The organism is Flavobacterium crassostreae, assembly GCF_001831475.1.
GTDB classification, from domain to species: Bacteria; Bacteroidota; Bacteroidia; order Flavobacteriales; family Flavobacteriaceae; genus Flavobacterium; species Flavobacterium crassostreae.
In genome coordinates, this window is record NZ_CP017688.1 from 929,935 (window position 1) to 943,224 (window position 13,290).

General features: G+C 37.4%; 9 protein-coding genes. 6 read left to right on the plus strand and 3 right to left on the minus strand.

Annotated features, from left to right (window positions below; all coding sequences use genetic code 11):
- Position 1 precedes the first annotated feature (1 nt).
- Positions 2-394 carry a 30S ribosome-binding factor RbfA gene (gene rbfA, locus LB076_RS04115; protein WP_066333211.1) on the minus strand — a complete coding sequence of 131 codons (393 nt, stop codon included), beginning with the start codon at positions 392-394 and terminating at the stop codon, positions 2-4.
- A 218-nt stretch (positions 395-612) separates the two neighbouring features.
- Between rbfA and LB076_RS04120 the strand changes: the two genes are divergently transcribed.
- The 4 genes from LB076_RS04120 to LB076_RS04135 all read left to right on the plus strand — a co-directional run bounded on the left by LB076_RS04120 (position 613) and on the right by LB076_RS04135 (position 9,447).
- Positions 613-3,813 (plus strand): UvrD-helicase domain-containing protein, encoded by a 3,201-nt coding sequence (locus tag LB076_RS04120; protein ID WP_066333423.1) that lies wholly within the window; start codon positions 613-615, stop codon positions 3,811-3,813.
- 43 nt (positions 3,814-3,856) lie between these two features.
- Positions 3,857-5,050 carry a glycine C-acetyltransferase gene (gene kbl / locus LB076_RS04125; protein WP_066333213.1) on the plus strand — a complete coding sequence of 398 codons (1,194 nt, stop codon included), beginning with the start codon at positions 3,857-3,859 and terminating at the stop codon, positions 5,048-5,050.
- Positions 5,051-5,185: 135 nt separating this feature from the next.
- Positions 5,186-6,619: an OmpA family protein gene (locus tag LB076_RS04130; protein ID WP_066333215.1), complete on the plus strand. Its 1,434-nt coding sequence runs from the start codon at positions 5,186-5,188 to the stop codon at positions 6,617-6,619.
- A 62-nt stretch (positions 6,620-6,681) separates the two neighbouring features.
- Complete coding sequence (locus LB076_RS04135) at positions 6,682-9,447, plus strand: PD-(D/E)XK nuclease family protein (protein WP_066333217.1); 2,766 nt, start codon at positions 6,682-6,684, stop codon at positions 9,445-9,447.
- Positions 9,448-9,501: 54 nt separating this feature from the next.
- On the opposite strand, the gene LB076_RS04140 is transcribed toward LB076_RS04135, so the two are convergent.
- Positions 9,502-10,284, minus strand: a complete 783-nt coding sequence (locus LB076_RS04140; protein WP_066333220.1) for an alpha/beta fold hydrolase — start codon at positions 10,282-10,284, stop codon at positions 9,502-9,504.
- A gap of 414 nt (positions 10,285-10,698) precedes the next feature.
- Here LB076_RS04140 and LB076_RS04145 point away from each other — a divergent pair, with 414 nt between their 5' ends.
- Together LB076_RS04145 and LB076_RS04150 are read left to right on the plus strand one after the other, a co-directional pair.
- Complete coding sequence (locus LB076_RS04145) at positions 10,699-10,938, plus strand: hypothetical protein (RefSeq protein WP_066333224.1); 240 nt, start codon at positions 10,699-10,701, stop codon at positions 10,936-10,938.
- Positions 10,939-10,950: 12 nt separating this feature from the next.
- Entirely contained in the window at positions 10,951-12,132 is a 1,182-nt protein-coding gene (locus LB076_RS04150; RefSeq protein WP_066333227.1) for a hypothetical protein, read from the plus strand.
- A 31-nt stretch (positions 12,133-12,163) separates the two neighbouring features.
- On the opposite strand, the gene LB076_RS04155 is transcribed toward LB076_RS04150, so the two are convergent.
- Positions 12,164-12,964: a TIGR00266 family protein gene (locus tag LB076_RS04155; RefSeq protein WP_066333426.1), complete on the minus strand. Its 801-nt coding sequence runs from the start codon at positions 12,962-12,964 to the stop codon at positions 12,164-12,166.
- Positions 12,965-13,290 lie beyond the last annotated feature (326 nt).

Sequence of the window (13,290 nt, forward strand, 5' to 3'; positions counted from 1 at the left end):
ATTAAATTTGCTTGCGTTTTTCCAAAAGATCCCTATTCTCAATAGGATTATCCCTATTAGACAAGGCCGTATTAATTTTTTCAATATAATCCAAAGAGTCATCAATAAAAAACACCAAATTAGGCACCTTTCGTAACTGCAAACGCACCCTTTGCGACAAATCATGCTTAATTGTCTTGGCATTAGACTTCACTGCCTCCAAGATCTCCTGAGCTTTCTCCTGAGGAAATACACTCAAATACACCGTTGCCACAGACAAATCCGTAGTCACACTCACTTTAGATACCGAAATAATCAAATTAGATACCCCATTTTTTCTCACTTCACCCTGCAGAATATCCACCAAATCTTTTTGGATCACCCCACCTATTTTTTTCTGTCTATTTGTTTCCATAGCGCAAAAATACTACTTTTAAACATTAAACAAACAAAATTTAAAAACAACCTAGCATTCCCTTGTTTTTTTTCAGAAGCCAATTCCTGCTGTACACTCTATCTTTGCTGCCAAACCCTGGCAGCAAAGGATGCCGTTTCCATCAGGGCTAGGGAGTAGTGGTAGCCAGAACAAAAAGCATCTTGGTTTCCAAAAAAACGTTTCAGACAAAAACCGCCATGAAAAACAACCCCAATCCCGAACATACAACAAATCCCACAACCAGCGCCTCCTTCTCCATATACGATGCCTCAGCAGGTTCTGGCAAAACCTATGCACTAGTCAAAGAATATTTAAAAATTATTCTAACCGCAGCCAAGAACGATGCCTACAGAAACATCCTAGCCATAACCTTCACCAACAAAGCCGTGCACGAAATGAAAAGCCGTATTGTGGGGAGTCTATCCGAGTTTGCCAAAGACGCCCCCAGCTCCAAGGCTACAGAACTCCTGCAAGACCTAGCCGCAGACACCGGACTTTCTGGCTCCGAGATCCAAACCAAATCCCGGCAAATCATCAAGCACATCATTCATAATTATGCCGCTTTTGATATTTCGACTATTGATAAATTTACCCACAAAGTGATTCGTGCCTTTGCTCACGACCTTAATTTGCCCATGACCTTTGAGGTAACCCTGGACACCGAAAATCTCTTGACCGAAGCCGTAGATGCCATCATTGCGCAAGCCGGCGAAGACCCCACCTTGACCAAGTTGCTCATTGATTTTACCATGGAAAAAACCGACGAAGATAAATCCTGGGATATCTCCAGAGAAATTCTAGACACCGGACGCTTGGTTCTAAACGAAAACCACCGCACCGAAATCACCCATTTTCAAGACAAAACCATTGCAGATTTTGTAGCCATAAAAAAGAAATTGGTAGCGAGTTGTGCCAGCTTAGACCAAGATAATGCCGAATTTGCCCAAGCAGCATTAGCATTAATCGAAAACCACGGTATTGATTTAAAATCGTTTTCAAGAGGAACCTTCCCGAACCATTTGAGCAGCATTCGAGACAAAAAATACAACCCCAAAAACAAAACCTTTCATGAACCAGAGGCTATTGCAATCAACAAAACCGCCAAAGACCGTACTTTAATAGAAAACCTAATTCCAGAGTTGCTAAAAATTCTGGCAGTAGTGTACCAAAATTTTGAAAAAAGAGATTTCTACAAAGCCTTTCTTAAAAACATAACCCCACTATCGTTATTAAATACCGTAAGTAATGAGTTAGCCAAAATTCAGCAAGAACAAAACCTGCTTTCCATCACGGAATTTAACGCCCTCATTCACCGCGAAATTCAAAACCAGCCCGCACCCTTTATATACGAACGCTTGGGCGAGCGTTACCGCCATTTTTTTATAGATGAGTTTCAAGACACCTCCGAGATGCAATGGCAAAACTTAATCCCCTTGATTGATAACGCCCTTTCGGGCCAAGATGATTTAGGGCAAAAAGGCACCTTAATGATTGTCGGAGATCCCAAACAATCCATTTACCGCTGGCGTGGCGGCAAAGCAGAACAGTTTATAGAACTAAGCAAAGATGCCAATCCGTTTAATAATCCGGACAAAAAGCGCGTGCATTTAGACAAAAACTACCGCAGTTACTCCCAAGTAATTGATTTTAATAATGCCTTTTTTAAACTCGTTTCGGAACAATTTGAGCAGCCAGATTATAAAGAGTTGTATGCCAACCACAGCCATCAAAAAACCAATAGCAAGACCGGAGGCTACGTCCAGATTTCCTTTATACCCAAAATAGAAACAGCCACCCAAGAGGAAGAAGCGTTGGATAAAACAAAATTATATGTTTTGGCAACCTTAAATACCATTCAAAAAGTACGTAACGAAGGTTTTGAATACAAAGATATAGTTATCCTAACCCGCAAACGAGGACAAGGAGTGGCTATTGCTAATTATTTGACCGAGCAAAACATTCCGCTTTTGTCCTCAGAAACCTTGCTGATTCAAAACGCCACCGAAGTGCGCTTGATTATTCACCTATTAAAATATTTAAAAAACCACGCAGATTTAGAAGCCAAGGCTTATTTTCTGCATTACATCGCAGAGCATGTTCAGGATCAATTGCCAGTCCATGATTTCATTGCTCAAGGAATGGCGCATACAAACGAAGTAAATTTTGAGAACTGGCTCCGTAGTTTTTCTATTTCGCTTTCGTTTCAAAACATACGCAAAAAAGCACTCTACGAAGCCGTCGAAATTATTATAGCAAAATTTCTATCGCCCAATTTCTCCAAAGGCAGTGGCGCTTATGTACAGTATTTTTTGGATATCGTATTAGAGAGAGATGTCCGGAATCAAGCCGGAATTGCAGATTTTTTGCACTTTTGGGACAAAAACGCCGACAAATTTAGCATTCCCTCGCCCGAAGGCAACAATGCCGTACGTATTATGACCATTCATAAATCCAAAGGGTTAGAGTTTCCGGTGGTTATTATGCCTTTTGCCGAAGAAGATTACAACCGAAAACCCAAAGATAAATTGTGGCTTGATGCTCCAGAAACCGATTTTGGACTGCCTAAAGTTTTAATTGATAATAGCAGCGAAGTAGAGGGTTTTGGTCCAGAAGCAAAAATAATTTACGATCAAAAAAAGCAAGAAGAACTTTTGGATAATATCAATGTTCTGTACGTGGCTTTGACTCGAGCAGAAGAGCAATTGTATGTTATATCGAATGCCAATTTAACCAGCAAAGGCGAAGTAATGGCCAATAATATGTCTGCTTTTTTTATTAATTACCTGGATAGCAAAGGAGTGTTTGATCCAGAAAAGTTGGAATACCAATTTGGCAGTTCAAAAAAAGTATCGCCTACATCCAAACATATAGATACCTCCAAAAAAATTGAAGTAGTTGCACAAACCCTAGACCCCAAAAACATAAAAATTGCCCAACGAGAAGCTTTAATGTGGGGAACACAACAGCAAGAATCTATGGAATACGGAAATGTAGTGCACGAAATTTTATCTTTTGTAAAAACAAAACAAGACGTAACACTGGCCATTGAAAAAGCCCTAGAAAGCGGATTGATTCATTTTGGTCAAAAAGAGCTCGTTCAGCAAACCATTTTAGATATTGTGACCCACAAAGAATTAGAACGCTATTTTGCTCCAGAAAACACCGTTTGGAACGAACAGACCATAATCCAAAAAAAAGGACCTATAGTCAAACCAGACCGTATGGTAGTCAACAAGGCCAAGGAAGTGTATTTATTGGACTACAAAACAGGGGCGCATAATACAAAATACCAAAAACAACTAGAAAATTACCAACAAGCAATAGAATTAATGGGATACAAAGTAGTAAAAAAAGCCTTGATTTATATAGGAAAAGAAATTGATGTAGTAAATTTGTAGCTCAAAAGCACGCCACATTAAATAAATTATAAAAAGACAAAAAATGTACGGAAAAATAAAAGAACACCTTCAGGATGAATTGCAAACCATTCAAGACAACGGAATTTTTAAAAAGGAACGAATTATTACTTCGGCGCAAGATGCCGAAATTACCATTGCAACAGGAGAGACGGTTCTGAATTTTTGTGCCAACAATTATTTAGGATTGTCCTCCCATCCAGAAGTAATCCAAGCGGCCAAAGATGCTATGGATACCCATGGTTTTGGGATGTCATCGGTGCGTTTTATTTGTGGCACACAAGACATACACAAAACATTAGAAAGAAAAATTTCGGAATTCTACGGAACCGAAGATACTATTCTGTACGCTGCAGCCTTTGATGCTAACGGAGGGGTTTTTGAGCCATTATTAGGTGCCGGAGATGCTATAATATCCGATAGTTTGAACCATGCTTCAATAATTGACGGAGTGCGTTTGTGCAAAGCATCGCGTTACCGTTATGAGAACAGCAACATGGAAGACTTAGAGCAGCAATTGATTAAAGCAAACCAAGCAGGAAGTCGTTTCAAAATCATTGTAACCGATGGCGTGTTTTCAATGGATGGCATAGTAGCACCATTAGATAAAATATGTGACCTAGCTGACAAATACGATGCTATGGTTATGGTGGATGAATGCCATGCTGCGGGATTTATAGGAGCCACAGGCAAAGGAACCCTCGAGGCAAAAGGAGTAATGGGCAGAGTAGATATCATTACAGGAACCCTTGGAAAAGCTTTAGGCGGTGCCATGGGAGGATATACCACAGCCAAGAAAGAAATAATAGAATTGTTGCGCCAACGTTCCAGACCGTATTTATTTTCTAATTCTTTAGCGCCAGCAATTGTAGGAGCTTCTATTAAAGTATTCGAACTTTTAGAAAAAGACACTACATTGAGGGATAAGCTAGAGTGGAATACCAATTATTTTAAAGACGGAATGAAAAAAGCAGGCTTTGATATTGTAGATGGCGATTCGGCAATCGTGCCAGTAATGTTATACGATGCAAAGCTATCCCAAGCCATGGCGGATGCATTACTAAAAAAAGGAATTTACGTTATTGGGTTCTTTTATCCAGTAGTTCCGCAAGATAAAGCCAGAATTAGAGTACAGCTTTCGGCAGCGCATACTCAAGCGCATTTAGATCAGGCAATTGCAGCATTTGTGGCAGTAGGACAATCTCTTAAGGTTATATAATTATAAGTTAAATAATACATAATTGCCACATTCGGGCAATATAATTGTTTTTTTTTAATATTTGGTTTTGTAGTTAATTATTAACGCATTACTTTTGTTCGTAATTAACTAAAATTGTAATTAAAAATAATAAGTATGAAACATCTTAACAAGATTTTAGTTGCTGCTATGATGGTTATGGGATTAAGTTCTCAAGCACAAGACAGTAACAACCCATGGGCTATCTCTTTTGGAGCTAACGCTGTAGACACTAAAACAAGTGCAGGTGGTGGTAATGGCTGGTTAGACCGTCACTTTTCTCAGCCATTTGCTGTAAAAGACAACTGGAACATTCTTCCATCAGTATCTTATGTTAGCGTGTCTAAATATGTTGGAAACAACTTATCTGTAGGGCTTCAAGGATCTGTTAACAAAATCAACAAGTTTGTTAAATTTGACCCAACTGCACCAGGACATGATTCTCGTGGTTATGTAGTTTCTAACCCAGGAGACTTAATGTATTATGGTATTGATGCTAGTGTTAAATATAGCTTCATGACTTTGATTAATTCTAAAGTTTTAGATCCTTCGTTACACGTAGGTGGAGGGTATACTTTCCTAGGAGATAGTAGTTTTGGAACTGTAAATCCAGGAGCTGGATTGACTTTTTGGATTACTGAAAACGTAGGTTTAGCATTAGAGACTTCTTACAAAAAAGCATTCGGAGATAGAGAAGATGCTACAAGAACTCCAGATGCACCATCTCACTTCCAACACACAGCGGGTATTATCTTCAAATTTGGAGGAAAAGATACCGATGGTGATGGGATTTATGACAAAGATGATGTTTGTCCAGAAATTGCTGGTTTAAAAGAATTCAACGGTTGTCCTGATACGGATGCAGATGGAATTACTGACAAAGAAGATTCTTGTCCAGAAGTTGCTGGTCCTAAAGAATTTAACGGATGTCCAGATACGGATGGAGATGGAATTGCAGACAAAGACGATGCATGTCCAGAAGTTGCTGGTCCTAAGGCCTTAAATGGTTGTCCAGATGCTGATGGAGATGGTGTTGCAAATAAAGATGACAAATGTCCAAACGTTGCAGGACCTAGAGATAACAGAGGTTGTCCATGGCCAGATACTGACGGAGATTCTGTTTTAGATAAAGATGACAAATGTCCTAATGTAAAAGGAACTGTTGCTAACTCTGGATGTCCAGAAGTTACTGCTGATGTAATCAAACAATTAAATGACTACGGTAAAACAATTTTGTTTGATTCAGGTAAAGCTTCTTTCAAAGAACAAACATTTGCTGTTTTACAATCTATCACAGATATCTTAAAAGAATTTCCTAACTCAAGCTTTATGATTGAAGGGCACACAGATAGTGACGGAAGTAATGTATTAAACCAAGCATTGTCTGAAAATAGAGCTGCTGCTGTTAGAAATTTCTTAGTTGAAAAAGGAATCAATACAGATAGATTAAAATCAACTGGTTATGGTGAAACAAAACCAATTGCTTCTAACAAAACTGCAAAAGGAAAAGCAGAAAACAGAAGAGTTGAGGTTTCTTTAATTAAAGAATAATTTTTCTGAAATATTTATAGAAAACGCCCCGATTTATCGGGGCGTTTTTTTATTTTTATAACATGATAGATATTTCTTTTTTAGATAAAATTGCACAAACTTTAATTCAAGATTACTCCGATAAATTATCAGACACTGTAGTAGTTCTGCCCAACAAAAGAGCTAAGGTTTTTCTAATAGAAGCTTTAAAAAAACAAGTAACCAGCAACATACTTTCGCCCGAAATAATTAGTATTGAAGATTTTATTCAAGATATTGCGGCTATACGTGCTATAGATCCTATAGAGTTGTTATTTGAATTTTACCAAGTCTATCTATCTATAACCATCAAATCCCAGCAGCAATCCTTTGAGCTGTTTGCCAATTGGGCCAAAATGCTTTTGCAAGATTTTAATGAAATAGACCGCTACTTACTAGATCCTACCCATGTATTGTCTTACCTAAAAGACATTGAGGATATTAAAAAATGGGGTATTGAAGTAGAGAACAAAACCCAATTACTTGAAAACTATATAGATTTCTGGAAACTATTACCTAATTACTACCAAAGTTTGTATGCCCATTTGCTTCAAAAAGGAATTGGATACCAAGGGCTAATATACAGACAAGCAGTAGCTAATTTAGAATCATTTTCTAAAACCATTACCAACAAACAGTATGTATTTGCAGGTTTTAACGCCTTAAATGCTTCCGAAGAAAAAATCATACAACATTTGGTAGCTGCCAACCAAGCCAAAATATATTGGGATGCAGACCAATCCTTTTTAAACGATCCCTACCATGATGCAGGGCTTTTTTTAAGACGATTCAAGGCCAATTGGAAACACTACAAGAGCAATCCTTTTGAATGGATAGTCGATGATTTTTCGCAAACCAAAAACATACACGTTATTGGTACCCCAAAAACCATTGGTCAAGCCAAAATTGCAGGCAACATTATAGAAACCATGCTTAGTGAGCACCCAGAGGTTTCATTAGATAAAGTAGCCATAGTTCTTGGAGAAGAAAATGTTTTGGTTCCACTTTTATATGCATTGCCCTCTAGCGTTGGCGCTTTGAATATAACCATGGGATATTCCAGCAAGAACAATCCGGCGCAGATACTCCTAGCAAAACTATTTAAGATGCATACCAATGCCTTATCTCGAAATGCAACAAGCTATGTTTTGTATTACAAAGATGTCTTGGATATTTTGACCCACCCTTTGGTGGAGCCTTATGCTCAAAGCTCTAAATTGGTACATACCATCAATCAAAACAATTATACCTTTGTTAGCCAGCAAAAAATAATAGAATTAAACCCAGAACCCACGGAATTGTTTTTGCTGCTGTTTACAAAATGGGACACCGGCTCTATGGCAGTTTTGCACATGCTCACTACTTTATTGCTGACCATCAAAAACAATTTAAGTAATGATAACGAAGAAGAAAAAATAACCAAAGCCTTTGTGTTTGCTATCTTTAAAGTCATTAACAAACTCATAAATTACTACTCCCAACACGAACATATTGACAAAATAGACACCCTGCATGCTATCTATAAACAGGTGATTGATCTAGCGGCAGTTTCTTTTGAAGGAGAACCACTGCATGGTTTACAGATTATGGGGGTTTTAGAGAGTAGAGTCCTGGATTTTGACACCGTAATTGTTACCTCTATGAATGAAGGAAAATTCCCAGCGGGTAAATCACAAAATTCCTTTATACCCTATGATGTAAAGCGCGAGTTAGGGTTGCCAACATTCAAAGAAAAAGATGCCATCTACACCTATCACTTTTACCATTTATTACAACGAGCCAAAACTATTTATTTACTCTATAATACCGAAAGTGACGGATTAGATGCCGGAGAAAAAAGCCGGTTTATCACCCAGTTAGAAGTAGAAAAACAGCCCAACCACAACCTAAGCCATCAGATTTACAATGCCACATTGCCAGAAAAGGCATACACTCCAATGGTAATTGAAAAGTCCGCAACGGTTCTGATCCGCTTGAAAGAAATTGCTTTGGTAGGATTTTCGCCCTCGGCACTGACCAGTTATATCCGGAATCCAATTCAGTTTTATTTTCAGAAAATTCTGCGCATTCAAGAAGTAGAAGAAGTAGAAGAAAATATTGCATTAAACACCCTAGGAACCATTATTCACGAAACCCTAAAAGTGTTGTACGAGCCCTTTATTGGACGTTTTATTTCCCAAAAAGACCTAGAAAACTGCTTTACACAAGTAGACAACCAAGTGCTCCAGCAATTCAAGGCTGTTTACAAAGAAGGAGAAATCAAAAAAGGCCGTAACCTACTTGCCTTTGAAGTAGCCAAACGCAATGTCTCTAATTTCTTAAAAGTAGAACTAGAAAGCATAAAAGCAGGCGATGCCATCAAGATAATCGCTTTGGAACAAACCTTTTCGCGCAATTTAACGCATCCGAGTTTGCCATTTCCGGTACTAATCAAAGGAAATGTAGATAGAATTGAAGAGCGCAACGGAACGATCCGAATTATCGATTATAAAACGGGTAAAGTAGAGAAAGCTAGTGTGACCTTGAAAACCTGGAATGGACTGACTCAGGACATTAAAAACGACAAAATAATTCAAGTTTTGGCCTACGCTTTTATGTACGAAAAACTAGCCGAATCGCAGCCCATTGAAGTGGGGATTATTTCATTCAAAAATTTAAAATCCGGCTTTTTGCCTTTTAATTATAAAGAAGATAAAGACGAGCAGTTGGTAGTAAGTGAGGGTATAATGGCAAGTTATCTCGAGCAAATGGTATTGCTTTTAAAAGAAATTTTAGATCCAAGCATTCCCTTTGAAGAAAAAGTAGTTTAGCAAATCCGGTCAAAAAAGCAGGAATAGACTTTGGTAGAGGTTGCCATCTGGGGCTTAAATTTTCTTAAAAAAAGCTCCCAGAACAACCATAAGTTCCTCTTGATTTTCAATAGAACTCATGTGTCCGTCAGAAAAACCAACCAATTCTACCTTGGTGTTTTCGACTTGAGTTTTAGTTTCTTCAAAACCCAAAATAGGATCTTTTTTGCCCAAAACCAGCATTTTTGGAAAACTAGTATTGTGCAACAAAACCTCTCGATCCACACGTGTCTTCATGCCTTCTAGAGTAGCAACAATAGCTTGTAGTGGCGTTTTTAAAGCCTCTTTTTTGATGTTTTCAATTTCTTCAATTAGTCGTTTTTGGTTGTTTTCACTAAATAAATTGGCTATTGCCAAACCAACAAAAGCCCGATAATTTTGCTTAACAGCCCGTATAGCTCGATCTCGGTTCTGTTTCCGGTCTGGACTATCGGCTCTGGCTGTAGAGTTTAACAAAACCAACCCCTTGATAGTCTCGGGATACAAATCAGCAAAGGCTAGTGCCACATAACCGCCCATAGAATGCCCCACCAAAACAGCCCTACGGATGCGTAATTGGGTCAAAACAGCATGTACCACATCGGCATTATCTTCCATAGTATGCACGTAGCCCATACATTCGGTCTGGCCATGCCCCAACAAATCAATAGTAATTATCCGGTATTTTTGAGCAAAAACGGCAATATAAGCATCCCACATTTTTTGATTTTCCAGAAAACCATGCAGCAAAACAATTGCAGCTCCTTTTCCGGTATCTGTGTAGGCAATATCTGTGTTTTTGAACTGTAGATGACGCATGGATTGTTGTTTTTGGATTGCAAAACTAATGCTTTAATTTTTTTAAAACATATAACTTTGTATGATAACAGTAAGGATTAGTTGTGATAACAGAGTCGTACTGGAAGTTGAAGAAATGGTGATAGGTTATAGAAAAAATTAAAATTTAGCAGTGGAGGTTATTGTCAATGTAAAAAGAAATAAATATTTATGTAATTTGGTTGAATGACATGATGCGTACATAAGGAACTAATTTTGGTGATTGAAATGAGGCAATTCTCTTTTGCGTTTTTCATAAGTTAGCAAGTCTATTTTGTATTGGTTTTCAGCTTTGTAGCTAATCTTTTTTTGAATTTTAAGATAAATATCTATCAAAATATTTTTTTTTAGTTTTTTAAATAGATAATTTTGCAGTAATATATCCAATTAATCAATATGGTGAATAATAAAAATACTTTTGATAGCATTTTGGGATTCCTAGGAGTTTTGTCTCTTTTGATTATTCTTCACGATATTTACAATACATTGAAAACAGACACGGCAACTAATGTGATTTCTGATGACGCGTTAAAAGCGATACAGGATCCTAAAACTGCTGATAAACTTAGGCAAGCTGTAGATGATTATCATGATACAGGAGAATGGAGCGAAACAAACTTAGAATCAATTTTATAACTTTTAGGCTATATGAATCTTACTTTAGGTTTTATAGCCTTTTTTATATCGATAGTTATTCCAGGTATCATATTTAGGAGATTCTTTTTTTATGGAGAGTTTTCAAAGCAATTTAATACCAAAGACCCTGTATTGCATTCTGTTTTTTTTAGTATTATTCCTGGCATTGTCATACAAATCATAACTTTTATAAGTTATAATTTATCCATTGGGTTTGATGCAAGTTATCTTGATGTTTTTACTATTTTCAGAGACATTACTTCGGATGGAACTAATGGTACCCAAAAAGCTACTAAAAATTTCATTAATAATGAGTTAGTAGGTTTCTTTTGGTATTCTATAGGGGTTTTTGTTTTTGCGTCTTTTTCTGGATGGTTTTGTAGTAGGCTCATTAGAACTTTAAAATGGGATAAAAAATACAAACTTTTTAGGTATAATAACCAATGGTATTATATCTTTAGTGGCGAAGTTCTTAATATGAAAAAATTTGAAGATGCTCACCATGTATCTTTCAAGAGCAATAAAGGACAAGAACAAGATACTTTGATGACTTATGCAGATATTTTGGTTTCTGTCAGTGAACAAAATGACAGAAAGGAGCTTTATACTGGCTATGTTGTTGATTACGACTTAAAAAGTGATGACATTACTCAGTTGGATAAAATCTATTTAATCGATACACATAGATATAAGAAGAAAGAAAAAAATATTTATAAAAAAGGAGTCGAAAGCAAGGAGGTAGAACCTAAACAATCTAGAAATAGGTTAAAGGTTCCTGGAGATATTTTTGTTTTAAATGCTAAAAACATCGTAAATCTTAATTTGACGTATATACCTTCTGTAAAGAAGAAAATTGAAAAAGAAAAAAAAGAGGCGAAAAAACAAAGGGTGTTTTCGAAAATCCAAATTGGATATTTGATTTTTATTGTACTAGTGATTTTGATTCATTTCTTCTATAAATTCTTAAATTTAGATCAAACAATTTTGTCAGATTATTTTATTAGTATCAGTTTTTGGGGGAAACTACTCGTCATATTTTTTATCAATCAACTGATTGTTCTTTTTGTTCCTTCAGAAGGTAAAGACAAAAAGCTTCGTTATGATTTTAAAAACATAGGTATTAGGGCATCAGGTCTAATTATTTGGGGAGCTTTATTATTTTGGTTTGTAATAAAGCCCTTATTGTACCGATAGTAGCTTTTAATATCCTTGTAGCATTGACTCTTTAAAACCGATTGTCCCCATCTAATAAATTTCCGATGCCGCCCAAAAGACTTCCTTCGCCACGACTTTCGCCGCCTGCTTTGGGAGCCGATGCGATGATTCTATCTGCTAGTCTACTAAATGGAAGCGATTGTACATAAACCGTTCCGGGTCCGCGTAGTGTGGCGTAGAACAATCCTTCGCCTCCAAAAACGGAGTTCTTGATGCCGCCAATAAATTCGATATCATAATCGACCTCCTTGGTGAATCCTACTATGCAACCGGTGTCTACTTTTAAGATTTCGCCTGCTTTTAGTTCTTTTTTGGCTAGTGTGCCTCCGGAGTGTACAAATGCCATGCCGTCTCCTTCAATTTTTTGCATAATAAAGCCTTCGCCTCCAAAAAGCCCTCGCCCTATTTTTTTAGAAAATTCAATACCTACCGATACGCCTTTGGCGGCACATAAAAACGAGCTTTTTTGGCAGATAAATTTGCCTTGAAATTGAGTTAAATCTATCGGAAGGATTTTGCCTGGATATGGTGATGCAAAGGATACTTTGCCTTTGGTATTGTTTTGATTGATAAATGCGGTCATAAATAAACTCTCGCCGGTTAAGACTCTTTTGCCTGCATTTAGTAATTTGCCAAACAAACCCGATTGTTGCTCTGAACCATCTCCAAAAATGGTTTGCATTTGGATGTTGTTGTCCATCATCATGAAGCTGCCTGCTTCGGCTATGACAATTTCTTGTGGGTCTAGTTCAATTTCGACGTATTGCATTTCTTGTCCAAAGATCTTGTAATCTATTTCGTGTGCGGTCATGGTTTGTTTTGTTTTTAAATTGGGTTTGGTTGTTTGGGCGTTTTTAAAAATTATTTCTGGGTGCTCCATTGGCTTGTGTTGGAAGCTTTTGGATCATAAAGTTATTTTTTTTTGGAGATTGTAGGGATGTTTTTTTGGAATTTTTAACATTGTTTTGTCTGCGCAAGGGATGGCAGCGGATAGCCCACAGCGCCCTTTTTTGGGTGCGAGGACTTGGAGCGTACAGCCCGACCCTGCCGGAGTTTACGTAGGCGGGATGCGCCCAAATTTTGGGGTGGATATAAATCAAAAAAGGACGGCTCGCATTGCTGTGAGACGTCCTTTTT